23 protein-coding genes and 3 tRNA genes are annotated in these 26,257 nt (G+C 69.6%); 12 read left to right on the top strand and 14 right to left on the bottom strand.

Annotated elements, in window-relative coordinates:
- The first annotated feature begins 30 nt into the window (after window positions 1–30).
- The 7 genes from ACXJKD_RS20170 (at window position 31) to ACXJKD_RS20140 (ending at window position 4,798) form a co-directional block, all read left to right on the top strand.
- Entirely contained in the window at window positions 31–1,200 is a 1,170-nt protein-coding gene (locus tag ACXJKD_RS20170; protein ID WP_457256807.1) for a YihY/virulence factor BrkB family protein, read from the top strand.
- Window positions 1,201–1,232: 32 nt separating this feature from the next.
- Window positions 1,233–1,305 (top strand) — tRNA-Gly (locus tag ACXJKD_RS20165).
- Between the two features lie 22 nt (window positions 1,306–1,327).
- A tRNA-Cys gene (locus ACXJKD_RS20160) sits at window positions 1,328–1,398 on the top strand.
- Window positions 1,399–1,429: 31 nt separating this feature from the next.
- Window positions 1,430–1,504 (top strand) — tRNA-Val (locus ACXJKD_RS20155).
- Between the two features lie 300 nt (window positions 1,505–1,804).
- Complete coding sequence (locus ACXJKD_RS20150) at window positions 1,805–1,945, top strand: hypothetical protein (RefSeq protein ID WP_457256805.1); 141 nt, start codon at window positions 1,805–1,807, stop codon at window positions 1,943–1,945.
- Between the two features lie 503 nt (window positions 1,946–2,448).
- The gene (locus ACXJKD_RS20145; protein ID WP_457256803.1) at window positions 2,449–4,254 is read left to right on the top strand and encodes a sensor histidine kinase; all 1,806 of its coding nucleotides are present in this window, start codon (window positions 2,449–2,451) and stop codon (window positions 4,252–4,254) included.
- Window positions 4,255–4,354: 100 nt separating this feature from the next.
- The gene (locus tag ACXJKD_RS20140; protein WP_457256801.1) at window positions 4,355–4,798 is read left to right on the top strand and encodes a hemerythrin domain-containing protein; all 444 of its coding nucleotides are present in this window, start codon (window positions 4,355–4,357) and stop codon (window positions 4,796–4,798) included.
- Between the two features lie 67 nt (window positions 4,799–4,865).
- Here the strand turns inward: ACXJKD_RS20140 and narI are convergent, their stop codons facing one another.
- The 8 genes from narI to ACXJKD_RS20100 form a co-directional block, all read right to left on the bottom strand.
- The gene (narI, locus tag ACXJKD_RS20135; protein ID WP_457256799.1) at window positions 4,866–5,594 is read right to left on the bottom strand and encodes a respiratory nitrate reductase subunit gamma; all 729 of its coding nucleotides are present in this window, start codon (window positions 5,592–5,594) and stop codon (window positions 4,866–4,868) included.
- The gene (gene narJ / locus ACXJKD_RS20130; protein ID WP_457256797.1) at window positions 5,591–6,310 is read right to left on the bottom strand and encodes a nitrate reductase molybdenum cofactor assembly chaperone; all 720 of its coding nucleotides are present in this window, start codon (window positions 6,308–6,310) and stop codon (window positions 5,591–5,593) included. Before narJ ends, narI begins: the two co-directional genes overlap by 4 nt.
- A complete protein-coding gene (narH, locus tag ACXJKD_RS20125) occupies window positions 6,307–7,956 on the bottom strand; it encodes a nitrate reductase subunit beta (protein ID WP_457256795.1) in 1,650 nt (549 codons plus the stop codon). The genes narJ and narH overlap by 4 nt, the downstream gene beginning before the upstream one ends.
- Window positions 7,956–11,672 (bottom strand): nitrate reductase subunit alpha, encoded by a 3,717-nt coding sequence (locus ACXJKD_RS20120; RefSeq protein ID WP_457256829.1) that lies wholly within the window; start codon window positions 11,670–11,672, stop codon window positions 7,956–7,958. Before ACXJKD_RS20120 ends, narH begins: the two co-directional genes overlap by 1 nt.
- Window positions 11,673–11,707: 35 nt before the next feature.
- Window positions 11,708–12,931: an MFS transporter gene (locus tag ACXJKD_RS20115; RefSeq protein WP_457256793.1), complete on the bottom strand. Its 1,224-nt coding sequence runs from the start codon at window positions 12,929–12,931 to the stop codon at window positions 11,708–11,710.
- 242 nt (window positions 12,932–13,173) lie between these two features.
- Window positions 13,174–14,484 (bottom strand): glycoside hydrolase family 130 protein, encoded by a 1,311-nt coding sequence (locus ACXJKD_RS20110; RefSeq protein ID WP_457256791.1) that lies wholly within the window; start codon window positions 14,482–14,484, stop codon window positions 13,174–13,176.
- A 59-nt stretch (window positions 14,485–14,543) separates the two neighbouring features.
- On the bottom strand, window positions 14,544–15,605 hold the full coding sequence (locus tag ACXJKD_RS20105) for a glycosyltransferase (protein ID WP_457256789.1): 1,062 nt from the start codon (window positions 15,603–15,605) through the stop codon (window positions 14,544–14,546).
- A 4-nt stretch (window positions 15,606–15,609) separates the two neighbouring features.
- Window positions 15,610–16,767, bottom strand: coding sequence for a glycosyltransferase (locus ACXJKD_RS20100; protein ID WP_457256787.1), 1,158 nt, complete (start codon window positions 16,765–16,767; stop codon window positions 15,610–15,612).
- A 353-nt stretch (window positions 16,768–17,120) separates the two neighbouring features.
- Between ACXJKD_RS20100 and ACXJKD_RS20095 the strand changes: the two genes are divergently transcribed.
- Window positions 17,121–18,152: a glycosyltransferase family 4 protein gene (locus ACXJKD_RS20095; RefSeq protein WP_457256785.1), complete on the top strand. Its 1,032-nt coding sequence runs from the start codon at window positions 17,121–17,123 to the stop codon at window positions 18,150–18,152.
- Between the two features lie 75 nt (window positions 18,153–18,227).
- Here ACXJKD_RS20095 and ACXJKD_RS20090 read toward each other — a convergent pair whose 3' ends face one another.
- The 3 genes from ACXJKD_RS20090 to ACXJKD_RS20080 are packed head-to-tail and all read right to left on the bottom strand — an operon-like array spanning window position 18,228 to window position 21,039.
- Window positions 18,228–18,878: a response regulator transcription factor gene (locus tag ACXJKD_RS20090; RefSeq protein WP_457256783.1), complete on the bottom strand. Its 651-nt coding sequence runs from the start codon at window positions 18,876–18,878 to the stop codon at window positions 18,228–18,230.
- The gene (locus tag ACXJKD_RS20085) at window positions 18,875–20,689 is read right to left on the bottom strand and encodes a sensor histidine kinase (protein ID WP_457256781.1); all 1,815 of its coding nucleotides are present in this window, start codon (window positions 20,687–20,689) and stop codon (window positions 18,875–18,877) included. Before ACXJKD_RS20085 ends, ACXJKD_RS20090 begins: the two co-directional genes overlap by 4 nt.
- Entirely contained in the window at window positions 20,686–21,039 is a 354-nt protein-coding gene (locus tag ACXJKD_RS20080; RefSeq protein ID WP_457256779.1) for a response regulator, read from the bottom strand. Before ACXJKD_RS20080 ends, ACXJKD_RS20085 begins: the two co-directional genes overlap by 4 nt.
- 145 nt (window positions 21,040–21,184) lie before the next feature.
- On the opposite strand from ACXJKD_RS20080, the gene ACXJKD_RS20075 reads away from it, so the two are divergent.
- Window positions 21,185–22,261, top strand: a complete 1,077-nt coding sequence (locus ACXJKD_RS20075) for a parallel beta-helix domain-containing protein (RefSeq protein ID WP_457256777.1) — start codon at window positions 21,185–21,187, stop codon at window positions 22,259–22,261.
- 69 nt (window positions 22,262–22,330) lie between these two features.
- On the opposite strand, the gene ACXJKD_RS20070 is transcribed toward ACXJKD_RS20075, so the two are convergent.
- On the bottom strand, window positions 22,331–23,056 hold the full coding sequence (locus ACXJKD_RS20070; protein ID WP_457256776.1) for a CHAD domain-containing protein: 726 nt from the start codon (window positions 23,054–23,056) through the stop codon (window positions 22,331–22,333).
- Between the two features lie 270 nt (window positions 23,057–23,326).
- Between ACXJKD_RS20070 and ACXJKD_RS20065 the strand changes: the two genes are divergently transcribed.
- The gene (locus tag ACXJKD_RS20065) at window positions 23,327–23,527 is read left to right on the top strand and encodes a three-helix bundle dimerization domain-containing protein (protein WP_457256774.1); all 201 of its coding nucleotides are present in this window, start codon (window positions 23,327–23,329) and stop codon (window positions 23,525–23,527) included.
- A gap of 33 nt (window positions 23,528–23,560) precedes the next feature.
- Here the strand turns inward: ACXJKD_RS20065 and ACXJKD_RS20060 are convergent, their stop codons facing one another.
- Window positions 23,561–24,259 (bottom strand): spermidine synthase, encoded by a 699-nt coding sequence (locus tag ACXJKD_RS20060; protein WP_457256772.1) that lies wholly within the window; start codon window positions 24,257–24,259, stop codon window positions 23,561–23,563.
- Window positions 24,260–24,386: 127 nt separating this feature from the next.
- On the opposite strand from ACXJKD_RS20060, the gene ACXJKD_RS20055 reads away from it, so the two are divergent.
- Window positions 24,387–24,992, top strand: a complete 606-nt coding sequence (locus ACXJKD_RS20055; RefSeq protein WP_457256771.1) for a GNAT family N-acetyltransferase — start codon at window positions 24,387–24,389, stop codon at window positions 24,990–24,992.
- A 14-nt stretch (window positions 24,993–25,006) separates the two neighbouring features.
- On the opposite strand, the gene ACXJKD_RS20050 is transcribed toward ACXJKD_RS20055, so the two are convergent.
- The gene (locus ACXJKD_RS20050) at window positions 25,007–25,495 is read right to left on the bottom strand and encodes a MarR family winged helix-turn-helix transcriptional regulator (protein WP_457256769.1); all 489 of its coding nucleotides are present in this window, start codon (window positions 25,493–25,495) and stop codon (window positions 25,007–25,009) included.
- Window positions 25,496–25,605: 110 nt separating this feature from the next.
- Here ACXJKD_RS20050 and ACXJKD_RS20045 point away from each other — a divergent pair, with 110 nt between their 5' ends.
- Window positions 25,606–26,184 carry an NADPH-dependent F420 reductase gene (locus ACXJKD_RS20045; RefSeq protein WP_457256767.1) on the top strand — a complete coding sequence of 193 codons (579 nt, stop codon included), beginning with the start codon at window positions 25,606–25,608 and terminating at the stop codon, window positions 26,182–26,184.
- Window positions 26,185–26,257 lie beyond the last annotated feature (73 nt).

Genomic DNA, 26,257 nt, shown 5'->3' with positions numbered 1-26,257 from the left:
GGGCACACTATGCCGGGATACCGTGACGGGGTGACTCCCAAGGCTCGGGTACGGCGCGCACTGCTCCGCGTGCCCGGCGCCATGCCCGCGGCGAGGCTCACGGTGGAGACGATCCGGGTCTGCTTGCGCTACCGGGTGACCGGCCTGGCGTCGGAAGCCGGGTTCTTCATGCTGCTGTCGCTGCCACCCCTCGTGCTGGGGTTGTTCGGTGGCGTGGGGTATGTCGGCGGGTGGCTCGGCAACGACATCGTCAAGGACCTGATCAAGGGGATCCAGGACTTCTCGTCGGAGTTCCTGGTGGCAAACGTCGTCGACCAGATCATCCTGCCGACCGCGAACGACGTGCTGCAGAACGGCCGTGGCGACCTCATCTCGCTGGGCTTCCTGCTGTCGATCTGGTCGGGGTCGCGCGCCCTCAACGTCTTCGTCGACACCATCTCGATCATGTACGGGCAGTCGGGGGAGCGGGGGATCGTGCGCACCCGCGCGCTGTCCCTGACGTTGTACTTCCTGTCCCTGCTCGTCGGCATCATCGTGATCCCGCTGGTCGTCATCGGCCCGTCGTGGCTCGGTGACCTGCTGCCCGAGGAGGTGCACTTCCTCACCTACCTCTACTGGCCGGTCGTGAGCGTCCTGGCCGTGGCGAGCATCGCGACGCTGTTCCACATCTCCACGCCCAGGCGGTCGCCGTGGCTGCGCGACGTGCCGGGGGCGGTGCTGACGCTCGTGATCTGGGTGCTGGCGTCGTTCATCCTCCGGGGGACGCTGACGGCGTCCGTGAGTGGGGGCACGTCGATCTACGGTCCGCTGTCGACCCCGATCGTCCTGCTGATCTTCCTCTACGCCCTGGCCATCGCGGTCCTCATCGGGGCGGCCCTCAACGCGGCCATCCGCGCCATGTGGCCGGTCGAGGACCGGCTCTCCCTGCGGGCCAAGGGCGTCGAGTGGGTCAAGGGCTGGGCGAAGCGGCGCAAGGCTTCCACCCGACCGGTCAACGGCCCTGAGGCGTCGGCCGAGGCTGCCGCTGCGGGCGCAGCGCAGGCCGACGAGGAGCTGTCGACGTCGGTGAAGGCGCTGCGCGACGAGGCGCGAAAGCCGCTGACCCCCATGCCGCGGACGCCTGGAACCGACACCGACGACACCCAATTTGGAGACGACGCCGATGATCGGATAATGTCTGCACGCACGCGCAGCGGGTGAAACACCCCGTTCAACACCAATAGCGCGTGAATGCGGATGTAGCTCAGTTGGTAGAGCGCAACCTTGCCAAGGTTGAGGTCGCCGGTTCGAGCCCGGTCATCCGCTCGGAGGGTTTGACCGCCTTCACGGTGGAGTGGCCGAGAGGCGAGGCAGCGGCCTGCAAAGCCGCGTACACGGGTTCAAATCCCGTCTCCACCTCGACACGTACGAACCCGAAAAGCACCACCCGGGGCGATTGGCGCAGTGGTAGCGCGCTTCCTTGACACGGAAGAGGTCACTGGTTCAAACCCAGTATCGCCCACCAGCACGAAACGGCCCCTGACCTGCGGATGCGCAGACCAGGGGCCTTCGCCTTTGTAGGCACGTGGCCTTCAGCGAGTTCCTCCACGCCCGGATCACGAGGCAGGAGATCCGCTGCCGGACTCTGCTCGAGACCGCGGAGTTGTCGCCCGCGGCGTGTGGGGCCGCCCTCGGCGTGGGTGTCAGTCATGGGTCGTCCGTTCGGTTGTTCTATCCGCGGTTGAGCGAATGGATGCCGTGTGACGGGGTAGGACACAGTTCGAGTCCAGCCAGGACGAGCCTTTCCGACCGAGGAGTTGCCCGGATGGCCCAGCGAGCCCGTCACGCACAGGAACCCACCAAGCGCACCTACCGGACTACCCCCATCTGGCAAGACCTCGCGCTGCTCACCCTCGTCGTGGTTGTGGGGGTCGGCCTGTTCCTCACCTGGACCAAGTTCAGGTGAGCCGCAGGGCGTGACCCCCGCCCTCCCTTCGTCGTTATCCGTAGCATCGGTGTACTCAGTCCTTGGTGGGAAGGGCGTGTGGCATGTGGCGGCGATTCCTCGAACGATTCGTGCCCCTCATGGAAGATGGCCCGTCGGTGCTCGACCGACTGGATGGTGCCGGCGGTCCTCTCGTCAGGGCGCTCCTGGAGGGCGCGGCCGACAGCCAACCTCAGCCACCGAGTCGCGTGGTTGCCGGCGCGGAGGAGTCCTCCCCCCATCAACCCCGCGGGCGGTAGGGCGATTCGTCGGTTCGCCCAGCGGCCAGGAACCCGGCCCCGCAGTCGCTGATGGCGTCGCCCAGCTCCCGGTACCCACGGTTGTAGGCGTGCCGTTGCCCGGATCAAGGCCGTGGCCAAACGAGAGCATGACCTGGAGCAGGGCATGTCGAAGCAGGTGGTGGGCCCGGCTGCAGGTAACCTGTTGCCGAGTTCGGGGGCCATAGCAATGAGTGAGGGTGAGCGATGGTTTTGACCTCCGCAGGCGTGCAGGCGCTGCGGGGACTGTCAGAGCTGATGAACCGCGCGAGCGGGCAGGAGCGTCTGCAGGACCTGCTCGACCTGATCGTCGAGGGCGCAGCGGACGTCGTCGGCTTCCGCGTCGCTGCGATCAGTCTGCTGCGACCGGACGACGAGCTCGAGGTCGTCGCGGTGGCCGGTGACCCCGGCGCCCATGAGGAGCTGATGGGGCGACGGACCCCGCGCGCCCTGGTCGAGGCCGAGTTCGAGATCGCCGAGCGGTGGGGCACGCTGCGGTTCGTCCCAGCGGACCGACTGCCGCAGACGGCGCAACGCGGATGGGTGGCGGAGGGATGGGCGGACGGCGCGACCGGTGACCCGGATGCCTGGCACCCGCTGGACACGCTGTTGGCTCCTTTCTACGACGTCACCGGCACCTGGCTCGGCATCATCTCGGTGGACCTTCCGATCAGCGGCAAGCGGCCCGACGAGGTGCAGCAGGGTCTGCTGGAGGTGTTTGCGAACCAGGCTGGCATCGCGATCAACGGGGCGCAACAACGGCTCGCGCTCACCGAACGGGCCCGCCTCGCGGCCGCGGTGCACACGGTCGCCCGCATCTCCCAGGAGTTTCTCGACCCTGCTCGCGCCGTCGAAGCGGTCGTCGGACCGGTGTTGGATGGCCTGGACGGCTCCGCGATCTGGGTCAGGGTCTTCTCCGACCGGAGCTCAACGAGTGCCGAGGACTTCGTCGTGCACGCGGGCCTGGGGGCGCCGAATGCCCCCGCTGAGGTCATCAACCTGGTGCGGCGCGTCGCGCAGCACTGTTGGCGAGAGCGGACGGCCGGGATGATCCGCGCCGGGGCCAGCGAGCCGCAGGGACTGTTGAGCGAGGCGGAAATCGGCACCATGCTCACGTTCACCGCCCCCTTCGGTGGCGGCTCGTTGATGCTCGCGCCGATCGGCTCAGGCACCCAGTGCCTCGGCCACCTCGTCATCGCCCGCTCGGCCGACGAGGCACTCTGGAGCGATGCGGAGGCAGCGGCGGCCCTGGAGATGGGCCGTGACATCGGGAGGGCCGTCGTCAACGGGCGCCTGCTCGACCTCGAACGACGGCTGGTCGAGCAGCTGCGCCGCAGCGACCGCGCCAAGACCTCCTTGTTCGCGACGGTGGCCCACGAGCTCAAGAACCCGCTCGCGTCCATCGTCGGACACGTGGAGCTGCTTCAGGACGACCCACAAGAAGACGCCGGCTGGTCCCTGGGCGTCATCGAGCGCAACACCCACCGGCTCCAGGCGCTGGTTGACGACCTGCTCACCTTGTCGAAGGTCAGCGACCCGGACCGGCCACTGGTCAGCAGCCGGCTGGACCTCGCGCACCTGACGCAGGACGCGATGGACATGTTCCGGCCAACCGCCGAACAACGGGGGATCAGCCTGACCAGTGACCTGGTCGAGGGGGAAGCGGTGGTGCTCGGCAACGCCGAGGAGCTCGGCCGGGTCCTGGACAACCTGGTGAGCAACGCCGTGAAGTTCAGTCCAGACCACGGGGCGGTGCGGCTCAGCGCACGGCGCGACCATGAATCCCTCGTCCTGCTCTGCGCCGACGAGGGAATGGGCATCTCCGACGAAGACCAGCAGTCGCTGTTCACCGAGTTCTTCCGCGGCACCAACCCCGCGGCCCTGCAAGTCCCCGGCACCGGCCTGGGGCTGAGCATCGTCACCCGGATCGTGGCGCGCCACGGCGGCTCGATCACCGTGGAGTCGGAGCTCGGCAGGGGCACGACCTTCCGCGTTGGCCTTCCGGCCGCCTGAAGGTCCACGCGCGGCCCACGACACGACGTGGCCTAGGGTCGGGGAACGGGTCGAGCCGGAGAGAGACGGAGCCATGTGCCACTACTGCGGGTGTCGAGAGATGCCCCTGCTCAGGGACTACATCGCCGAGCACGAGCGCGCGACCAACCTCGGGGGTGACGCGGTGCGGGCCATCGACCGTGGTGAGCTGGCCGGGGCCAGCGTGCTGTTGGGTGCCATGGCGGCTGAGCTGCGCTCCCACTGGCAAGGCGAGGAGAACGGCCTGTTCGCCGTCATGGGGCGCGACCCCCTGGCGGCGGAGCACATCGGGCCGCTGGTGCAGGAACACAGGGAGCTGGCGGGCTTGCTCGCCACCGCGGACCTGGGCGACCCTGCCGACCAGGAGCGGATCCGGGCCGCCGTGTCGGAGCTGCACGAGCACATCGCGAAGGAGGAGGACGGCCTGTTCCCGGCCTCGCTCATCGCTCTGGGCGGCGACGAGTGGGACGCGTCGATGGTGGCCTGGCAGGAGGCCCACCCCGGCGAGACGATGATCAGCGGCTGAGGGGCTGGAGCACCTCGACCGCGGTCTCACCTGGCGCCGACTGCCGCCGTTCACGACCTCAGGGCGGTCAGCTGATGCGGTCCCAGCCACGCCGTGGCCGGTGGCTGCCGAGCTGGGCGTCGTCGCGGCTGCGGTAGACGATGTAGGGGCGGGTCAGGTACCCGACGGGCGCGCTGAACACGTGGACCAGCCTGGTGAAGGGCCACAGCGCAAACAGCCCGAAGGCCACGAGTGCGTGCAGCTGGAATCCCAGTGGTGCGGCGGCCATCAAGGCGGCATCGGGGTGGAACGCGAGGAAGGAGCGGTACCAGACGGATACGCCTTCGCGGTAGTTGTACTCGCCGCCGATCGTCAGGATCGACCCGGCGATGGTGTTCCACATGCCCAACACGATCACCACGGCGAGGAAGGCGTACATCACCTTGTCCATCCGGGTGGTCGCGGAGAAGACCGGACCTACAGTCCGTCGCCGGTAGATGAGGATCGCCATGCCGACCACCGCCATGACCCCCGCCAGGAGGCCGCCGGTGACCGCCACCACGTGGTACGCGTGCTCACTGACGCCGGCCCAGTCCGTCCACGACTGCGGCACCAGCAGGCCGATGATGTGGCCGCCGACGACCCCGAGCATCCCGAAGTGGAAGAGGGGACTGCCGATCCTCAGCAGGCGGTTCTCGTAGAGCTGGGACGAGCGGGTGGTCCACCCGAACTTGTCGTACCGGTACCGCCACAGGTGGCCGACCACGAAGATGGTCAGGCAAAGGTAGGGAAAGATGACGAAGAGGAACTCGTTCATGCGCGGCCTCCCGGGAACGACGGCATGGGCAGCGAGATGGCGTGTGCCGCGCCGTTCGGCGCGCGGTTGGCAGCGCCGGGGCTGAACTGCGGGTTGGCGAACGGCGCGAGGCCGACCTCCTCCTCGGGTGGGCCCTCGGCAGCCAGGCGCCGGACGGCGTCGCGCTCGTCACCCCGCAGTGGCGGCAGGGTGGCGGTCACCGCGTCGACCAGGTTCCCCCACGGTGAGGCCAGGTCGCGCAGCGAGAGTCGCAGCAGCTCGAGTCCCGCGCGATGGTCGAGCATGAGGTCGCGCCCGAGGGCCTGGTCGGCGGTGGCGGCGAACTCGAGGACGACACAGAGGTGGTCGGGCAGCTCCGCGTCATCGAGCTCGAACCCGGCGCGGAGGTAGGTCTGCTTGAAGCGCAGGAGGGCCATGCCACGCTTGCGGGTGTCGCCGTGGGCGAAGTAGGTCAGGAACAGGTTGCAGCGGCGACGGGTGTCGAAGGTCTCGACGTAGTCGGCCTGGAGCTCGGGCATGGGGGTGCCCTCGAGATGGTCGAGGAAGGCCCGGATGGAGCTCCCGATCCCGTCGGGCAGCCCTTGGGACGCCGATCTGAGGAAGTCGGCCCGGGCGAGGAGGTCCTCGTCGGGGTAGTCGAGGAGCAGCGAGACGGACTGCCACACGATGGTGAGCTGCTCGCTGGGCAGGCTCGACCCGGGTCGGCGACTGCTCATGAGTCGGGGCCTGCCGGAGGGAACATCCCTGGGGGCGAGCCCTTGCCGTCCCAGTTGAGCAGGTTGACCCGGCCCTTCTTGTTGCTGGGACCGCTCAGCGAGTCCGAGGTCTGACGGTCCTGCAGCATCTGGAAGTTCTCGACCGCGATCGGTGCCGGGGTGCCGGAGCCCTCGCCGAAGAGGTCCTGTTGCCCACCGCCGTACTCCGAGACCGAGCACTCCGTGGAGAGCTCCTCCAAGGAGTGGGCCTGCTCGGCGTGTGCGGGGGGAATCACGTATCTCTCGTCGTACTTCGCGATCGCGAGGAGGCGGTACATGTCGTACATCTCCTCCTCGCGCATCCCGACCGCGGCCGGTATCGAGGAGTCCGGGTCACGGCCCATGTTGATGTCGCGCATGTAGCAGCGCATCGCGGCGAGCTTCTTGAGCACGGCGTCGACGGGGGCGACGTCGCCGGCCGTGAACAGCTCGGCGAGGTACTCGATCGGTATCCGCAGGGCGTCGATTGCCGCGAAGAGGTTGCCCTTGTCCTCGGCGTCCTCACCGGTCTCGGCGACGACGTCGACCACGGGAGACAGCGGCGGGATGTACCAGACCATGGGCATGGTGCGGTACTCCGGGTGGAGCGGAAGCGCGACCTTGAACGTGTTGATCAAGGCGTAGATCGGCGAGCGCTGGGCGGCGTCGACCCAGTCACGGGCGATGCCGGCCTGCTCCGCCTGGCGGATCACCTCTGGGTCGAACGGGTCGAGGAAGACATCCCGCTGCGCCTCGTAGAGGCCTTGGTCGTCGGTGGTCGAGGCCGCTGCGAGGACCTTGTCGGCGTCATAGAGCATCAGCCCGATGTAGCGCAGTCGACCCACGCAGGTCTCAGCGCACACGGTCGGGAGGCCGACCTCGATGCGCGGGAAGCAGAACGTGCACTTCTCGGCCTTGCCGGTGCGGTGGTTGAAGTAGATCTTCTTGTAGGGGCAGCCCGAGACGCACTTGCGCCAGCCGCGGCACTTGTCCTGGTCGACCAGGACGATGCCGTCCTCCTCGCGCTTGTAGATCGCGCCGCTGGGGCACGATGCTGCGCAGGAGGGGTTGAGGCAGTGCTCGCAGATTCGGGGCAGGTAGAACATGAAGGTCTGCTCGAACTCGAACTTCACCTTGTCGGCGATCTTCTTGAGCATCGGATCGCGGTGCGCCGTGGCGGTGGAGCCGCCGAGGTCGTCGTCCCAGTTGGCCGACCACTCGATCTTCATGTTCTTGCCGCTGATCAGGGACTTGGGCCGCGCCACCGGCGTGTGCTCCTGGGCCGGCGCGTCGGTGAGGGTGGAGTAGTCGTAGGTCCACGGCTCGTAGTACTCGCCGATCGAGGGCAGCTTGGGGTTGGAGAAGATCGTCATCAGGTTCTTCAGGCGTCCACCCGCCTTGAGCTTCATGCGGCCGCGCTTGGTGAGCTCCCAGCCGCCCTTCCACTGCTCCTGGTCCTCGTAGGTGCGCGGGTAGCCGAGCCCCGGCCGGGTCTCGACGTTGTTGAACCAGATGTACTCGGTGCCCGAGCGGTTGGTCCAGGCCTGCTTGCAGGTCACCGAACAGGTGTGGCACCCGATGCACTTGTCGAGGTTCATGACCATCGCCATCTGAGCCATGACCTTCATCAGTACGTCACGTCCTGGCTGCGCTTGCGGATGATGGTGACCTCGTCACGTTGGTTGCCGGTGGGGCCGAGATAGTTGAACGCGAAGGTCAGCTGGGCGTACCCACCGATCAGGTGGGAAGGCTTCACGAGCAGTCGCGTCAGTGAGTTGTGTATGCCGCCCCGCTTGCCCGAGGTCTCGGCGAGCGGTACGTCGATCAACCGGTCCTGGGCGTGGTACATGTACACGGTCCCCTCCGGCATGCGGTGCGACACGATGGCCCTGGCCACCACGACGCCATTGCGGTTGACGGCCTCGATCCAGTCGTTGTCCGAGATGCCGACCTTGGCCGCGTCCCGGTCACTCATCCAGATGTTCTGGCCGCCGCGCGACAGCGAGAGCATGAAGAGGTTGTCCTGGTACTCGGAGTGGATCGACCACTTGTTGTGCGGAGTCAGGTAGCGCACGGTCAACCCTTCGACCTGACCTGACGAACCGTCGGACACGGTGCCGAGGGCCGGCTCAGCGAAGAGCGCGGCCATGTTGAGCGGCGGCCGGTAGACGGGCAGGCCTTCGCCCAGCTCGGTCATCCAGTCGTGGTCGAGGTAGAAGTGCATCCGCCCGGTCAGGGTGTGCCACGGCTTCTTGCGCTCCACGTTGATGGTGAAGGGGGAGTAGCGCCGTCCGCCGGTCTCTGAGCCCGACCACTCGGGTGAGGTGATCACCGGCACCGGCGGCCCCTGGGTGTCGGCGAAGGTGATCTGCTTGCCCTCGTGCTCCTCGGCCAGGTCGGCCAGCTTGACTCCGGTCCGCTTCTCGAGGGTCTTGAAACCCTGGGTGGCGAGGTGGCCGTTGGTGGTCCCGGACATCGCGAGGATCGCTTCGCAGACGTTGACGTCCTTCTTCAGCGAGGGCCGACCGTCGGCCACACCGCCGCGCACGGCGCCGTTCTTGGCCCGGAGGTAGTCGACCTGCGCGCCCAGCTCGAAGGTGACGCCCTTGGTGGTCGCACCGAGGGTGTCGACCAGCGGCCCAAGTGCGTTCATCTTCGCGGCCACGGCTCCGTAGTCGCGCTCGACCTCGACGAGCTTGGGCATGGTGACCCCCGGCACCGGCTCGCACTCGCCCTTCTTCCAGTCGCGGACCACGCCGTGCGGGTTGGCCAGCGCGTCAGGCGTGTCATGAGTCAGGGGCACCGCGACGACGTCCTTGCGCACCCCGAGGTGGGCGGCGGCCAGCTCGCTGAACCGCTCAGCGATCGTCTGCCAGGCGTCCCAGTCCGTGCGGGTCTGCCACGGTGGCGCGATGGCGGGGTTGAAGGAGTGCACGAAGGGGTGCATGTCGGTGGTGTTGAGGTCGTGCTTCTCGTACCAGGTCGCGGCGGGAAGGACGACGTCCGAGAAGATGGTGGTGCTGGTCTGACGGAAGTCGATCGTCATCAACAGGTCGAGCTTTCCCTCCGGAGCCTTCTCGCGCCACCGGACGTCGACGGGGCGTTGACCCTCGGGTGTCTCGGTGGCCCGCACCGAGGAGTCGGTGCCGAGAAGATGCTTCAGGAAGTACTCGTTGCCCTTGCCGGACGAGCCGAGCAGGTTGGCCCGCCAGATCGACAGGATCCTCGGGTAGTTGCCCGGTGCGTCCGGATCCTCGCCGGCGAAGTCCAGCTCGCCGGACTTGAGCTGCTCGACGACGTACTCGGCCACGGACTTTCCCGCCGCCGCAGCATCGTCGCTGAGGTCGAGGGGGTTGCGGTCGAAGGTCGGGTACGACGGCATCCAGCCCATCCGGGCGCTCTGGGCGATCACGTCGGCAGTGGACTTGCCCGCCAGCTGGCCCTTGCCCGTGGTCGCCGAGAGGGTGTCGGCGCCGAACTGGTCATAGCGGAACTGGTTGGTGTGCAGGTACCAGTACGCCGTCTGGATCATGTTGCGCGGCGGGCGGTTCCAGTCGAGGGCGTTGGCGATCTGGGTGTAGCCGGTGATCGGGCGGACCTTCTCCTGGCCGACGTAGTGTGCCCAGCCGCCGCCGTTGACACCCTGGCAGCCCGTGAGGTTGGTGAGCGTGAGGAAGGCACGGTAGATGGTGTCGGAGTGGAACCAGTGGTTGGTGCCGGCGCCCATGACGATCATCGACCGACCCTTGGACTCCTCGGCGTTCTGGGCGAACTCGCGACCGATGCGAGCGGCAGTCGCGGCAGGCACTCCGGTGATCGCCTCCTGCCACGCGGGGGTGTAGGGGGAGTTCGCGTCCTCATAGCCCTTGCTGCCCCCGCCCGGCCAGTCCCCGGGGAGGGGCTCGCCGTGGAACGACCGGCCGACGCCGTACTGCGCGAGCAGGAGGTCGAAGACCGTCGTGACCAGGTGGCCACCCACGCGACGTACGGGTACGCCTCGGGGCAGGTCGGCGGCGGCGCCGTCGGGGGTGTCGAAGCGCGGCATACGGACGACGACGGACTCCGTCGCGGTGTCCAGGAGAGACAGGACCGGGTCGGTGTCGGCGAGGTCGAGGTTCCACTTGCCCACCCCTGCCTCGCCGTAGCGGTGACCCAGGGATCCGTTGGGGACCACAGCCTCCCCGGAGCCGGCGTCGATGAGGACGGTCTTGAAGGCGGCGTTCTCGACGTCGGCGTGGTCCGGCAGGTCGGCGGCGGTGAGGAACTTTCCGGCGGTGAACTCACCGTCCGCCGCCTCCTCGAGACGGACCAGGTGGGGGAGGTCGGTGTACGTCTTCACGTACTCGGTGAAGTAGGGCGTCTGTCGGTCGACGAAGAACTCCTTCAGCACGACATGGCCCATCGCCATCGCGAGTGCAGCGTCCGTACCCGGCTTGGCGGCCAGCCACTCGTCGGCGAACTTCACGTTGTCGGCGTAGTCCGGCGCGACCGCGATGACCTTCTGGCCGCGATAGCGGGCCTCGGTCATCCAGTGGGCATCCGGCGTGCGGGTGACGGGGAGGTTGGAGCCCCACATGATGAGGTACCCCGCGTTCCACCAGTCACCCGACTCGGGGACGTCGGTCTGGTCGCCGAAGACCTGCGGGGAAGCCACGGGGAGGTCGGCGTACCAGTCGTAGAAGCTCAGCATCGAGCCGCCGATGAGGTTCACGAACCTGGCCCCGGAGGCGTGGGAGACCATGGACATCGCGGGGATGGGGGAGAACCCCGCGACGCGGTCGGGTCCGTACTTCTTGATCGTGTGGACGTGCGCCGCGGCGACGATCTCGCTGGCCTCGTCCCAGGTGGCCCGGACCAGCCCGCCCTTGCCGCGGGCCGACTTGTAGGCCTTGGCCCGTAAGGGATTCTCGACGATGTGCTCCCAGGCCCTGACCGGATCTCCATCGTGCTGGGCCTTCGCCTCACGGAACATCTGGAGCAGGACACCCCGCACGTAGGGGTAGCGCACGCGCGTGGGGGAGTAGGTGTACCAGGAGAAGGCTGCACCGCGGGGGCAGCCGCGGGGCTCGTACTCAGGGGAGTCCGGGCCGACGGAGGGGTAGTCGGTCTGCTGGGTCTCCCACGTGATGATCCCGTCCTTGACGTACACCTTCCACGAGCAGGAGCCGGTGCAGTTCACGCCGTGGGTCGAGCGCACGACCTTGTCGTGGCTCCAGCGGTCGCGGTAGAAGTCGTCGGCCTCGCGCCCGCCGACCTTCGAGATGGTGCGCAGGTCGTCGGACACGGTCCCTCTGGTGAAGAACCTCCGGGTGCGGACGAGGGCCTCGGTGAGGGTGCCGTCCATCCCGATGTCGGCCGTGGGCTTGTCGGGCGACGGAGTCAATGGGCTTCCTGTCCTTGGGCGGCGGTGTGTCGCACGACGGTGACGGTGAGGAACAGGGCCAGCGCCGCGGTCACGCAGAGCATCCACAGCCCGATGGCGTAGGAGTCGGTACGGCCGTAGACGTAACCCATGATCAGGGGTGGGACGAACCCGCCCAGCCCTCCGGCGGCGCCAACGAGGCCGGTCACGCCGCCAACTCGTGAGGGCTCGGTGACCTTGGCGATGAGGGCGAAGGTTGCGCCGCTTCCTGAGCCGAGCGCTGCGGCCATGGCGAGGAAGGCGATGGTGCCGATGCCGTGCAGCGGCGGTGTGCCTGCAGAGATTCCAGCACACACGACGACGATGCCGAAGCCGGTGGCAAGCACCGGGATGGCGCCCAGCTTGTCGGCGAGCCAGCCCCCGACCGGTCGCATGACGACGGCGACGAGGACGAAGCCGGCCATGCGGTTGGCCGCGCTCTCCGGGCTGAGGTGGTGAGCGGTCTTGAGGTAGGCCGGGAGGTAGACCGAGAACGCGACGTAACCACCGAAGGCGACCGCGTAGAGGAGGCAGGCCTGCCACGTGATCGCGAGCCGCGCGTTGGCGGAGATTCGCGACGTCAAGGAGGTGGAGGGGACGACCCGGCCGGGTGCGTCCCGCAGCATCACCCACGCCGCCGCGGCATACGCAGCGAGGACCACGGCGGTGATGAGGAAGGGCGACTTGGCACCCAGGTTGGTGCTGAGCTTGACGGTGGTCAGGGCGCTGATGGCGGTGCCGCCCATGCCGGCCCCGAAGATCCCGATCGCCAGGCCGCGCTTCTCCGGCGGGAACCAGGCGTTCACGAAGGGCACCCCGACGGCGAAGGCGGTGCCGGCGACGCCGAGGAAGAACCCACCGACGAGGAGCAGGGCGTAGGAGTCGAGGGCGACGAACGCGATGAAGAGGATCGGGACGATCGTCACGATGGAGACGATCGGAAACATCACCCGGCCGCCGTACCTGTCGGTCAGCCCACCCACGACGATGCGGCCCAGGGAACCGACGACGACGGGTACGGCCACGAGGAGTGCGACGTCGGACTCACTCAGGGCGCCGAGGGTCCCCGTGGTCCGGAAGAGCGGTCCGAGCGGGCTGATCAGCGCCCAGGCCCAGAAGTTCACGGCAAACCCGATGGTCGCCAGGGTCAGCATCAACCACGGGGATCGAGTGGCCTCGCGCGTCGAGGGCTCCGAGGTCACGGCAATCGTCTCTGCCCGTCGGTGGGGGGCGTCCAATGGTGCACTCACGTCTGGGCCATCCTGGGTCTTCGGGCAGCCACCGGTGGTGGTGGCGCGGGCTGGTCAGAGTCCATCGGGGTCCTCGGCGGATGGGCAGGGTCAAAGGTCCCTGGCCCTGTCAAGGCTGCAGATGCCAGGGCCAGGACCAGCCAGAGCCAGTCAGAACCCGAGCCAGCCAGAACCAGAGCCAGCCAGAACCAGAGCTAGCTCGCGGCCCAGCTCAGACGGTCGAGGAGGACCTGGAGGTCCACGAACGCGAAGCGCACCGTGGAGTCGCTACAGCCATACGGCACCACGAGCTGGTCCTGGTGGACGAGGGCTCCACACGAGTACACGACATTCGGCACGTAGCCGTCGCGCTCGTCGGCATCGGGGGTGAGGAAGGGCCGCTCCAGCGCCCCGAGCACGACCGTCGGGTGGTCGAGGTCCAGCAGCAGGGCGCCGATGCCGTAGGTACGCATCGGGCCGACGCCGTGCGTGAGCACGAGCCAGCCGGAGGCCGTCTCGATCGGGGAGCCGCACTGCCCGAGCTGCACGATCTCCCACGGGCGTTCCGGACTGACCAGGGTGGTGGGTGCGCCCCACGTGATCGCGTCGTCCGAGCTGGTGACACCCAGGGACTCACGATCCCAGCGGGTCAGGGCCAGGTAGCGTCCTCCCACCATCCGTGGGAACAGCGCCATGCCCTTGTCGCGGGCCGCAGGCCCCCGCTGCGGACGGCTGCGGAACGTCAGCCAGTCCTGCGTCGTGAGCAGCCGCGGCGCCACGTTCGCCCCGTCGTACGCGGTGTACGTCGCGTGGTAGGTCACCGTGCCGCCGTCGACGAAGGCGACGAACCTGGCGTCCTCCACGCCGTGGCTTTCCGCCGCCACGGTGGGGAAGACCACCCGGGCGGACAGCGGGCGGGTGGGGTCGAAGGACAACGTGTATGCCGCGGACTCACCTTCGGGAGACGGTTCGCCTTCCAGGTCGGGCCCGGAGCCTGCGCGATCGGTGTCCGCACGCCGGTCGCTGGACATCGTGGTGGGCGTGATGCACCCGGTCGTGGGATGCGGGTCCGGCTCGTCCAGTCGCACCTCGAGGGGTGCTGCCCCGAGGACACCGGAGCGGAGCTCGATGCTCGAAATGTGCCCCTCGCCCACGGCCCGCAGGCTCATGACGAAGCGCAGCTCCCCGGGCGGGAGACCTTCCTGGTCGGGGTGGGGAACGAGCGAAGGGTTGAACAGCGCGGCTGCCTCCAGCGCATACTCCTGGGTGAAGTAGGCCCCCACGAGCTGCTGACGCTCGTCCGACAGGTCGTCTGCGCTGGGGATGCGATGAGCCACCAGGGCGAAGTGCTCGCGAAACGTCGCTGACAGGTCGTGGTGGCGCGAGTCGAACGCCAACCGGGTCTCCACGAGGACCTCGTGCGTCCGGGCATCGTCCAGCGCGAGAATCCTCGCGATCACGGCGTCAGCCCTCGACACGCCGTTGCCGAGGAGCTCTTGGCCGGGCAGGAAGAGTCGGGCCAGCACCCGGCGTGGGTCGGGCCGCAGGGTCAGGGGGGCTCGATGGACCCAGGGGGCGTCGGTGGTCACAACCCGGCGACGCCGACGCGCTGTGCCTGTTGCATCGTCGAGATCAGCGCGATGGTCGACTCAGCGCCTTGGTTCTCGTTGCGCCCGAACTCGTGGAGACCGTCACACCCCCCGCCGCTCAGCGGGTCGCGCAGGCTGGTGCCGGCGTCATTGGCCCCGTCGAACCAGTCCGCACACAGCTGCACCGCAGCCTGCCACCGGGGATCGGCGGTGACGTCGAACGCCCTGGAGCAGGCATCCGCGAGCGCGGCCACCTCGATGGGCTGCTGGTCGAAGGCGGGGCGCGGCTCGCCCAGGGCCCACCCGTGGGCCGGTGTCGGGGAGAGGTGACCCGCCGACGTCTCCGTCTCGAGCAGCCAGGCCAGCATGCCCAGTCCGTCGGTGAGCCACTTCCAGACCCCGAGCAACGACCCAGCTGCGATGAGCGTCTCCGCCAGGACCGCGTTGGCATAGCGCAGACGCGGTTCGGGCCAGCGCCACCCGGGCACGATCGTCGGGGCGATCCCCATTCCGGGCGTCGGTCCCGCAATGAGCCGGGCGGCATCCCCCAGCAGGGTGCGGGCCGGGACGTGCAGCGGGCTGATGGTGAGCACTTCGGCGGCGCCGAGTGCCGCGAACGCCATGGAGCGATGCCACGGCGAACGCAGCTGTGCGCCAGCGGTGAAGGCGCCCAAGGCCTGCCAGTCGGCGAGCCCGGGAGCCCGGGCCACTGCGGTGCCCAGGGCCCAGAGGGCGCGGCCCCAGCAGTCCTCGACGCTGGGTTCGTCAGTCCAGTCACCCAGGACGGTGCGACGGTTGCGGAATCCTCCGTCGGGCCCTTGGGCGTCAAGCACGAAGTGCAGGTATGTCGTGGCGAGCCGCGTGAGCTCAGGGGACGGGTGCGCCTCGCGGGCAACCACCACCAGCCCGCGAGCCACGTCGTCCACGCAGTAGCCGTGGTCGCGCCGGGGACGGGTGTGGTCGGCGTGCTCGAACAGGCCGATGCGGTCCGTGAGGTGGAAGAGGTGACGGAAGGAGACCGGTGCGACGACGGAGGGGTGCGCGGCTGCGAGGGTCACGACGTCACACCGCTGCCAGGGCGGAGTTCGCGAGGGCGTGGCTCGCGAGGGTGCGGTACTGCTGGGCGACAGCGGGCCAGAGCATCTCCGGAGCGATGCGGATCGCCTCGGCCGACATGGAGGCAGCCAGCTCGGGGTCGGTCAGCACTCTCCGCACCCCGTCGGCGATGGCCCTGGGGTCCTGCCGGGCGACGAGGAGTCCCGCTCCGCTGCCCAGGGCCTCGACCGCGTGCGGGAACCCGGTGGACACCACGGGTTTGCCGGCCGTGACGGCCTCGGCGAGGACGCCAGAGGTGACCTGCTCCGTGGAGTCGTAGGGCAGCAGCACGACGTCCGCCTCGGCCACGAGCCTCTGGAGCGAGACCGGGTCCAGGTAGCGGGCGTCGAACTCCACCAGGTCCGTCACGCCGAAGCGCCGGGCCCTGTCAGTGAGCCGGTCCCGGTATCTCTCACCATCGTGTTCGAGCACCTTGGGGTGGGTCTGTCCGACGATGCGGTAGACGGGGTGCAGGTCGCGCAGCTGGGCCATCGCCTCGATGCCCCACTCGATGCCCTTGCCATCGCCCAGCAACCCCCACGTGAGGACGACCGGACGACGGGACGGAGAGGCATCAGTGGTCGGCGCCGCGCCCGGGGCTTCGGCCACCGAGCGCGCAGCCAGGTAGCCCGGGTGGGCTCCGTGGGGGACGACGCAGATCGTGTCCGCGTCGATCTCGTAGTGCTTCACGAGCCGCTCCCGGGCGGCTTTGGTCATGGTGACCACGACGGCGCTCCGGGACGCCAGCTCCCGCACGATGAGGCGCTGGCGGTGCGAAGGCTCGGTGAGGACGGTGTGGACGACCAGGACCACGGGCACGCGCAGCCCGGCCACCGCGTCGAGCACGTCGAGCCCGTCCCGCCCTCCGTAGATGCCGTACTCGTGCTGGACGATCGCGACGTCGAACTGGTTGAGCGCGGCGGTAGCCGCCACCTCACCCCCGGCACTCCCGCGCACCCACTGGTGCACCACGTCGTGGGGGAAGGCCTCCCCGACCGCGTCGACCAGCTGAACCACCCCGATGGTGTCCGGTGAGCGCAGGGAGTCCGCCAGGGACCGGCTGAAGGAGGCCAGGCCGCACTGGGTCGGCGGGTAGGTGCTGAGAATGCCGTAAGAGACGGACATGGCGCGGTGCCTTCCTGTAGACCCCGCGTCGGCTGTCGTCGCGGAGCACAGCCACCCGAAGGGCTGGATCTGCACGCACGATGCGTTGGGGGCCGTCGCGGAGTGGACACGCGCAGGCCGGTCACGGCCGGAGATCTCCGTGATGCGCCTCGTCTCCAGGGCGAGGCGTCGAGGTCCCTACGGTAACACCGCACCCCTGGGTCGAGGGCCGCCTGCTCGCTGGCCGGAACGCGACCCGGACCAGCGGGGCTAGGGTGAGCCACCTGACGCCCCGTCACGCCAGCCGCGATGCAGACCCGACCGCGAAGCCCGACACCTGCCGCGCCAGCCGCCGCCAGCCTGTTGGAGGACCGATGAGGATCGGCGTCATCGCCTCGATCGCCCACCGGCTGCCGCCGCTCGGGTACGGGCCGTGGGAGCAGATCGCCTCGACCCTCACGGAAGGTTTCGTCGAGCACGGTCACGAGGTGACGCTCTTCGCGACCGCCGACTCGGCGACCAGCGCCCACCTGCACGCGACCGCCCCGCACGGCTACGAGGAGGCTCCGGGCCTGGACGCCAAGGTCTGGGAAGGGCTGCACAACGCGGCAGCCTTCGAACGCGCGGGCGAGTTCGACGTGCTGGCGAACCACTTCGACTTCATGCCGCTGACCTACAGCCGGCTGGTCCGGACCCCCGTCGTCACCACGATCCACGGATTCTCGTCGCCGCGGATCGTTCCGGCGTACCGCGCGTATGACGACATCGCGCACTACGTGGCGATCAGCGACTCGGACCGGGACCCGACCCTTGACTACGCAGCCACCATCCACCACGGCATCGGCACGGACGCCTTCACCTTCGTCTCGGCGCCGGGCACGTACCTGCTGTTCCTGGGGCGGATCCACCCCGACAAGGGGACCCACAGAGCCATCGAGGTCGCCCGGCGCACGGGCCTCGACCTCGTGATCGCGGGCATCGTCCAGGACGAGGACTACTTCGCCAGGGAGGTGCTGCCGCACGTCGACGGACGTCACGTCCACTATGTCGGCCCAGTCGGACCCGCCGAGCGAGACCGTCTCCTCGGCGGTGCCCTGGCGCTGCTGCACCTGATCAGCTTCGCCGAGCCCTTCGGCCTCTCCGTGGTCGAGTCCCTCGCCACTGGAACCCCTGTCATCGCCACGTCCATCGGCTCGATGCCGGAGCTGCTGGAGCACGCGAGCACCGGCTTCCTCGTCACGGACGTGGACGAGGCGGTAGCCGCGGTGGCGCGGGTGGGCGAGCTCGATCGAGGGGCCTGTCGGAACGCCGCCGTGGAGCGCTTTGACTCCCGGCGGATGGTCCAGGACTACCTGCACCTGTTCCACGAGGTCGTCGCGAAGGGTCCGCGCACCCCACCCCGGTGATGCCGCGTCGGGCCCGTCGCAGGGTTCACCGGGGCGCCGCGGCCGGTCGGGGAGCGGGTCAGCAGGGGGAGGGCGTCAGCCCGCCGCACGGTGGGCCGTCAGGTAGGTGACCACGGCCTGGACGCGGCGGTTGTCGGCCGCGCCCCCGGGGAGGTCGAGCTTGGTGAAGAGGTGCCGGACGTGCGTGCCCACGGTGTGGATGCTGAGGGTCAGCCGATCGGCGATCCCCTTGTCGGACAACCCTTCTGCCATGAGTCGCAGCACCTCGAGCTCGCGGTCCGTGAGTCCGAGCCTGTCTGCGGAGCTGCGGACGAGGGACTCGGCCACGGCAGGGTCGACGACCGTGCCACCGGCTGCCACCCGGACCATCGCGTCCTCGAGCACGTCGGCGCGCAGGATCGTCTCCTTGAGCAGGTAGCCGACTCGGTGGGGCGCACGCTCGAGCAGCCACGCGGCATACCCTCCGACGACGTACTGGGACAGGACGAGGACGGCGACGGTCGGGTGGCTGTGCCGCAGCTCGGCTGCGAGCCGCAGCCCTTCGTCGGTGAACGTCGGTGGCATCTTGATGTCGACGACGACGACGTCCGGCCCATGGGCTCGCACCAGGGAGGGCACTCGCGCCGGCCCCTCGACGGCCTCGACGACGTCGTGCCCCCGAGCCCGCAGCAACGCGGAGATGCCCTCCCGCACGAGGAGGCTGTCGTCGGCGACGATGACCTTCACCGAGCCTCCCCACTGCCAGGTGTGGTCGTATGCCGCGTGGCGCAGGGGATCCCGAACGTCAGGGTGGTGCCGCCCCCGCGTGGGCTGTCGATGGTGAGCGTGCCGTCCACGGAGGCGAGCCGGTCGCGGATGCCCGTCAGTCCCTGCCCTCGTGGGTCGGCTCCGCCGACCCCGTCGTCCACGACCGTGACGACGAGGACGGCGTCGCGCTGCTCCACCGTGACCGCGACCCGCGTCGCGCTGGCGTGCTTCACCGCGTTGGTCACGGCCTCCGCCGTCGAGAAGTACGCGGCGGCTTCGACCGCAGGGGGCTGGCGCCGCGGGGTGCCGTGCGGTGCGCCGACGGTGACCAGCGCTCCGATGCGCCCAGCCAGGGCGTCGAGGGCAGGCATCAGCCCGAGGTCCGTGAGGACCGCCGGGTGGATCCCCGCCGCGAGTGCCCGCAGCTCCGCGAGCGCGCCGGTCACCTCGTCCTTGGCGTTCTCGAGCACCTCACGATCACCTGGCTGGGTCTCGAGGAGGGTCAGCGCGAGTCCGATCGCCAGCAGCCTCTGCTGGGCGCCGTCATGGAGGTCCCGCTCGAGGCGGGCCCTGGCGTCGTCGGCGGCCTCGACGATGCGGGAGCGGGACTCGCGCACCTCGAGCAGCTGGGACCGGACCTCGGCCTGGAGGCGGGCGTTCTCGAGGAGCAACCGCGTCGCGGACCCGGCCGCGGTGAGGAGTGCCGGCTCGTCCGCCAGGGATCGGTCGTGGGTGATGAGGGCCAGGGGCGCGTCGGCAGCACCGACCACGGTGACCTCTGTCGTGGGCCCCCGTGCCGGCGTCGCCACCACGCCTCCGCGGGGGTCGACATACCCATCGCCCACGGGGAAGGCGATCCGCAGCCCGGGGTCCCGGACGGCCGTGCCGAGAGCTCGCTCGAGGTCCGTGTCCGGGGACGATGCCGAGGACACGACGAAGTCGCCGATCCGCTTGTAGGACAGGCGTTCCCGAAGGAGCCCGACGAGGAAGCTCAGCGGCACACCCAGCAGGGCCACGACCTGCATGGCGGTCAGGGTGGTGGGTGACAGCCCCCAGGGGGACCGGCCCTGCAGACCCGCCACGACGACGAGGACGGCGTAGAACACGGCGGCCACGAGGATCGCCGCGTAGGGCAGCCGCAGGAGCCGGCGCTGCCGCTCACCCGCGCGGCGGTACTGCCGGACCACCTGCCAGAGGAAGACCAGCAGGAGGATCAGCCACAGCGCGCTGATCACGGCCGCCAAGGGTCTGGCCACCGATCGCGACAGACCGAGGTGGAGCAGTGGTTCGGCGCACCCCTGGCACAGCGGCCGGGTGTGACCGATCACGGTGAGCACGGACTCGGTCGCGCCAAGTGCGTAGGCGGCACGGACGAGCTGTCGGGCGATCCGGTCGTCGAGCCTGCCCGTCGGATAGGTCAGGAGGAGATGACCGGCCACCGGGGCCTGGAGCGGCACCAGGAAGACGGTGACCGTGTCGATGAGTCGGGTGTGGGGCGCCTGGCTGAGCAGCCCGAAGCTGCCGGCGAAGTTGGCCGACAGGACGAGGGCGAGGGTGAGGATCCGGACCGCTATCCGGGAGCGACCCAGCCAGATGGCCACGGCCCCCACCACGATCCAGCTCAGCGCGAACACCGTCTCCCGCGCCACCGCGCTGGGGGCCGCTCGATGGGCAGTCGCCACGGTGGCCCACAGGCTCAGCGCCAGGCAGGTGACGGCAGCCGCGAGGAGCCAGAGCTGTCGCACCCGCGAGGGCCCGGTCAGCCCGGCTGCGGGTGCGGCCGCGCTCATCCGGCCAGGTCTCTCAGGTGCGGCACCGTCAGCTCGTCCTTCTGGAGGAACCCGAGGACGCGGGCACCGGAGAGCAGCGGTGCGAGGTCCGCGCGCAGCCGGCTCGAGATGAGGATCACCCGCGGTGGCGGGGCCAGGTCGGCGAGCTGGCCAGCGACGACCACACCGTTGGTGTCCGGCAGCAACACGTCGAGGAGCACGAGGTCGGGGCTGAGCAGTCTGGCCGCCGCGAGGGCCTCTGCGCCGGTGCCGGCCTCGCCCACGACGTCGTAGCCACCACTCTCGAGCAGTCGCCTGGCCATCCGGCGAAACCCCGGATGGTCGTCGACGAGCAAGACCCGTTGAGCCATAGCTGATCGTGACACCGCCTGGGCCCCGTTGCCGAGCGATCGCCCGGAAGATCAGCAGTTTCCGTGACGCCCCGAGATGTGGAGCGACCTGACCGTGGAGTGTCAGCTCGTCCCGGCCCCCGGGCCCACCCAGAGAGGTCACGTCATGAACAACACGCCACGGAGGGCGGTCCCCGCCCTCGCCATCGTCCTGGCCGCGCTCGGAGGCTGGTCCGGAGTCGCGCCGTCAGCCTCGGCCAGCACCCCCGGGCGCGACATCGTCGTCACGTCGACCATCCAGGCCGCGGTCGACTCGGCCCTCCCAGGGGACCGGGTCCTCGTGCCGCGCGGGACCTATCGCGAGACCGTCAACGTCACAACACCCGGCCTCACCATCGCCGGTCCCACCGACGCGATCCTCGACGGCAGCGGACTCGGCGCGCGGATCGGCATCCGAGTGCGCTCGACGGACGGCTCCCGCATCGACGGGTTCACCCTCAACGGCCTGACGGTCCGTGGCTACGACTTCACCGGCGTTCAGCTCAGCGGGGTCGACGACTTCCGGCTCACCGGCACGACCTATGTCGACAACCCCCTCTACGGTCCCTTCCCGGTGCGGTGCTCACGCGGTCGCGTCGACCACAACCAGGTCACCGGGTCGGTCGACTCGGGGATCTACGTCGGCCAGTGCACCGATGTGGTGATCGACCACAACGTCGCGCACACCAACACGGTGGGCATCGAGGTGGAGCTGTCGACTCGGGTCGTCGTCGAGGACAACGTCGCCACCGGCAACTCCGTCGGCTTCTTCGTGCAGATCTCCCCGGGGCGGCCGGTCAAGGTCACTCGTGACGTCGTCCTGCGTCGCAACGTCGCCTCGTCCAACGACCTGCCCAACCTCGCCGACGGGTTCATCGGCCTGCTCCCCAGCGGGATCGGGATCCTCAACGCTGCCGGCGACGACGTCCGGGTCGAGGGCAACGTCGTGTCGGGCAACCACAGCGCGGGGATCGGCGTCATCTCCCTGCCCGCCGCGATCGCCGCGCTAGATCCCGCACTCGACCCGACCCCGACGGGCGGCGTCGTGAAGGGCAACATCACCCAGGGCAACGGTCGTTCGCCCGAGCCTGAGCTGGCGCCGCTCCCGGGTGCCGACATCGTCTGGGACGGGACGGGGACGACGTGCTTCGACGTCGCACGGGCTGCTCGCACGTTCCCGCTCGCGCTGCCCGGTTGCGCATGAAGATCCGCGGTGCGCGAGGGACCAGTCCGACTCGATCCAGCTGAGCCGTTCGAGTCGGCACGGCGTCCGTCAGGTGAACAGGCGCCTGGCGAGACGCTTTGCCTCCCCCGCGGTCTCGCGGGCGCGTCGTTGCTCGCGCTCGTGGAGCAGGCCGAAGGTGAAGCTGCTCTCGCCCGGTGCCTTGTCTGCCGTGTCGGCCAGACGTCGCAGGAGCTGGGCGCTCACGGTGCTGTCCTGAAGCTCGCCGAGGAGGTCCTGGAGCCGTCGGTAGCGGTCCACGGTCCTCAGCGCCGCCTTTCCCCTGACGGGTGACACCACCTCGGCGGCATACCGGGCCCGCTTGGCTGCCTTGCGGGCGCGGTGCATGTCCTCCACCTCGCCCGAGCGTCGAGCGCGCGCCAGTCGCGTGGCGACGGTGCGGTCAGCGTCCAGGACCATGCCGTCGAGGGTCGAGTCGGCCCGAGTGGCCTTCGCGGTCCAGGGCGGCGCGACCTGCCATCGCCCGAGGTGGCCGACCATTGCGCGATGGCGCTCACCGGCCAGCGCCTCCACCACGGCCGACCAGTGCTGTAGCCGGTCGCGGCCGAGCTCGACGTCGATCCGGGTGCGCACCGGACCGATCACCAGCTCCTCGTCGAGGTCGGCCACCAACGCGTCGAGTCGGTCCTGCAGGACCTGTAGATCGCGCACCGGGCCCATGATGCTGGCCCACCAGCGCAGCTCGTGGTCCAGGTGTTCGCTTGCAGGAGTGTCGAACAACGCTGCGTGAGCGACGAGTCGCGACCCTCCCGCCATGGACGACCGACTCGTCGCCCTCCCGGAGTCTGCCGTCCGCCTCCAGCAGGACGGTGAACTGTGCTGCCAGATAGGGCCCGACCAGTGACGCGGCGGTGCCCGGATCGGTCGGCTGGGGACTCATCGGGTGGGCTGCCTTTCGCAGGCTGACGTTGCTGAGAGGATCCCACGCGCGGTCTGCCTACAGGCGGCTGGTGCCGTCGCAGGCGGCCGCTGCCCAGCATCCGATGACCTCTTGCCGCGCGTTTGGGTGAGGTTCACACTGTCCGGATGGACACCCACGATGAGGTCGCCGCGCTCGGTGAGGTGCAGGAACGGCTGTCCGACCGGTTCCCCGACCTCGACCCGCAGGTCGTCGAGGCCGCCGTGCGCGTCGCGCACTCTCAGCTCACCGGGCCGATCCGGGACTTCGTCCCAGTCCTCGTCGAGCACATCGCCCGCGACCGGCTCGGCTCGATGGTGAGCCACTAGCCGCTAGCCACTAGCCACTAGCCGCCGGCGTCGTCAGCGCCGCGGTCGGACTGCCAGGTAGACCGTGTTGGTGGACTCGCCACCGGTCAGCGGGTTGGGGAACGGGACCACGTGGGCGTCGGCGTGGTCAAAGGCCGCACCCATCCGCCGCACGACCTCGGGTTCGGGCGGTTCGTCCGACCAGAGGGCGAAGGCGCCGTGGTCGGTGAGCAGGGCGGCGACCCGCGCGAAGCCCTCGACCGTGTAGAGGTCGCCGTGGTCGTCGCGCAGCAGCCAGTCGGGTGCATGGTCGATGTCCAGCAGGACGGCGTCATAGGTGCGGTCGGCGCGGCCGGTGCGCACGAGGTCGAAGAAGTCATCCAGCACCAGCCGTACGCGCGGGTCGGCGGCCATCCCCGCCGTGTCGGGCAGGAGGTCGCGCTGGTGCCACGAGATGACCTGCTCGAGCGCTTCGACGACGGTCAGCTCGGTCACCCGGTCGTCCTCGAGCGCGGCCAGCGCGGTGTAGCCGAGGCCGAGGCCACCGACCAGCACCGTGAGCGACGCACCGGTCACCGCGGCGAGGCCGATGCGCGACAGCTCCTGCTCACCGGTGGTGAACTGGCTCGACATGAGGAAGTCGTCACCCAGCTTGACCTCGTGCACGTCCCGCTCGGTGATGCGGTCCCACCGCCGGCGGAGGCTGATGGCTCCCCAAGGGGTGTCGGCCCAGTCGAGCTCCTCGATCCTCACCTCCCGAGACTAGTCCCGCTCGAGTCGGCCGGGTCGCCGTCCCAGACGCGGGTGCCCGGCCGGCCCCCCGTTGACGGTGGTGCGCTGACAGCAGGGCGTTGTCGGCGGCTGGTGGGATGCTGCCGGCATGGCTGGACAGGAGACCACCGCCACGGCTGGTTCGTTCACGACGCGGCTGCTCACCGAGGAGACCTGGCCGGACTTCGCCGCGCTCGTCGAGGCGAACAACGGGGTCTGGGGCGGCTGCTGGTGCATGGGCTTCCACCCCGAGGGGGTGGGGGCGGGGAAGACGGTCGCGGGCAACCGGGCCGCCAAGCAGGCCCACGTCCGTGCGGGCACCGTCCACCAGGTGCTCGCCTACGACGGCGATGCCTGCGTGGGGTGGTGCCAGTTCGGTCCGCCCGTCGAGCTCCCGAACATCAAGAATCCCAAGGCCTACGAGAAGGAGCTCACCCGCGGGCCCGACTGGCGGATCGGCTGCATCTTCACCGGGAGCCGACACCGGGGTCAAGGCGTGGCCCGGGCAGCGGTGACCGGGGTCATCGACGCCATCCGCGACGCCGGTGGGGGGATCGGCGAGGCCTATCCCGAGCAGGTCGAGGCCAGGCCGGCCCAGCGCGGGGCCTACTTCCACACAGGTCCCGAGACCCTGTTCGAGGAATTCGGGTTCGAGCGCGACCGCCAGATCGCCAAGTGGCGCTGGGTGATGCGGCTCGAGGTCGACAGCCGCTGACCCGTCGCGCGGGCTCAGGTGGTCGTGTCGTAGAGCGGGGCCAGCGCCCGGTCGGCGTCGAGCGTCGGCAGGAGGGCGTCGCAGATCTCGCGGAGCTGGGTCACCTGCGCCGAGGTCAGGGGGTCCAGCACGTGGCGTCGGACGGCCTCCACGTGCCCGGGTGCAGCCGCCACGACGGCGTCCCAGCCGGCCGAGGTGAGGCGGGCGTTGGTGGCGCGGCCGTCCTGGGGGCACGGGAACCGCTCGACCAGCCCGCGGTCCTCGAGCCTGCGCACGACGTGGGAGAGCCGGGGGAGGGTGGCATTGGTGCGCGCTGCGAGGGCAGTCATCCGCAGCGTGTGCTCAGGCGACTCGGAGAGCATCGCGAGCACGTAGTAGTCGAAGTGCGTGAGCTGCGAGTCTCGGCGCAGCTGTGCGTCGAGCGCACTGGGCAGGAGCTCCACCACGGCGATCAGGCGCAGCCACGCCGCGCGCTCGTCCGCGTCCAGCCATCTCGGTTCCATGAGACAAGTCTAGCGAATACTTGAAGGAACAACTAAATCGTGTATGGTGTTACTTGAACCAACAACTAAACCGGATGCGACACCCGTCGCCCAGAACCCAGGAGCACCTCATGGCACACCTCTCCATCATCGGCACCGGCAGCATGGGCCAGGCCATCGCGGCCGTCGCAGGCCGCGGCGGACACACCGTCCAGCTGCTCGGCCAGGGCGACGCGGCGACGCAGGTCACGGGCGAGATCGTGGTCCTCGCCGTCCCGTACCCGGCCATCAACACCGTCCTCGCCGAGCGCGGCGAGAGCCTGGCCGGCAAGGTCGTCGTGGACATCACCAACCCGCTGAACTTCGAGACCTTCGACTCGCTCACCGTCGCGTCCGACGGCTCTGCGACGGCTGAGATCGCCGAGGCCCTCCCGCAGTCCCGCGTGCTGAAGGCGTTCAACACCAACTTCGCCGGCACGCTCGCCGCGGGCAACGTCGGCCCGCTCGGCACCACGGTCCTCATCGCCGGCGACGACGCCGACGCCAAGAGCGACCTGGCCGGTGTCATCACCTCCGGTGGCCTCGAGGCCATCGACGCGGGCTCCCTCTCGCGGGCGCGCGAGCTCGAGGCGATCGGCTTCCTGCAGATCACCCTCGCCGCCGGCGAGAAGGTCACCTGGACGGGTGGCTTCGGCGTCGTCGCCGCCTGACCGGAGGCGCTGACCCGACCGACCGCGTATGCCGCGTCCGCCCCGGAGAGGGGCGGGCGCGGCGTACGTGTTC

It is taken from the genome of Pedococcus sp. P5_B7, assembly GCF_054049895.1.
The sequence above is the reverse complement of the archived record's forward strand: the minus strand, read 5'-3'. Positions and strand labels throughout refer to the sequence as shown.

Coding starts and splice junctions, on each gene's coding strand:
- ACXJKD_RS20150 (WP_457256805.1), top strand. CDS start 1,805: ATGGCCCAGCGAGCCCGTCACGCACAGGAACCCACCAAGCGCACCTAC.
- ACXJKD_RS20145 (WP_457256803.1), top strand. CDS start 2,449: ATGGTTTTGACCTCCGCAGGCGTGCAGGCGCTGCGGGGACTGTCAGAG.
- ACXJKD_RS20140 (WP_457256801.1), top strand. CDS start 4,355: ATGCCCCTGCTCAGGGACTACATCGCCGAGCACGAGCGCGCGACCAAC.
- narI (WP_457256799.1), bottom strand. CDS start 5,594: ATGAACGAGTTCCTCTTCGTCATCTTTCCCTACCTTTGCCTGACCATC.
- narJ (WP_457256797.1), bottom strand. CDS start 6,310: ATGAGCAGTCGCCGACCCGGGTCGAGCCTGCCCAGCGAGCAGCTCACC.
- narH (WP_457256795.1), bottom strand. CDS start 7,956: ATGAAGGTCATGGCTCAGATGGCGATGGTCATGAACCTCGACAAGTGC.
- ACXJKD_RS20120 (WP_457256829.1), bottom strand. CDS start 11,672: ATGGACGGCACCCTCACCGAGGCCCTCGTCCGCACCCGGAGGTTCTTC.
- ACXJKD_RS20100 (WP_457256787.1), bottom strand. CDS start 16,767: ATGTCCGTCTCTTACGGCATTCTCAGCACCTACCCGCCGACCCAGTGC.
- ACXJKD_RS20095 (WP_457256785.1), top strand. CDS start 17,121: ATGAGGATCGGCGTCATCGCCTCGATCGCCCACCGGCTGCCGCCGCTC.
- ACXJKD_RS20085 (WP_457256781.1), bottom strand. CDS start 20,689: ATGAGCGCGGCCGCACCCGCAGCCGGGCTGACCGGGCCCTCGCGGGTG.
- ACXJKD_RS20080 (WP_457256779.1), bottom strand. CDS start 21,039: ATGGCTCAACGGGTCTTGCTCGTCGACGACCATCCGGGGTTTCGCCGG.
- ACXJKD_RS20075 (WP_457256777.1), top strand. CDS start 21,185: ATGAACAACACGCCACGGAGGGCGGTCCCCGCCCTCGCCATCGTCCTG.
- ACXJKD_RS20070 (WP_457256776.1), bottom strand. CDS start 23,056: ATGGCGGGAGGGTCGCGACTCGTCGCTCACGCAGCGTTGTTCGACACT.
- ACXJKD_RS20065 (WP_457256774.1), top strand. CDS start 23,327: ATGGACACCCACGATGAGGTCGCCGCGCTCGGTGAGGTGCAGGAACGG.
- ACXJKD_RS20055 (WP_457256771.1), top strand. CDS start 24,387: ATGGCTGGACAGGAGACCACCGCCACGGCTGGTTCGTTCACGACGCGG.
- ACXJKD_RS20050 (WP_457256769.1), bottom strand. CDS start 25,495: ATGGAACCGAGATGGCTGGACGCGGACGAGCGCGCGGCGTGGCTGCGC.
- ACXJKD_RS20045 (WP_457256767.1), top strand. CDS start 25,606: ATGGCACACCTCTCCATCATCGGCACCGGCAGCATGGGCCAGGCCATC.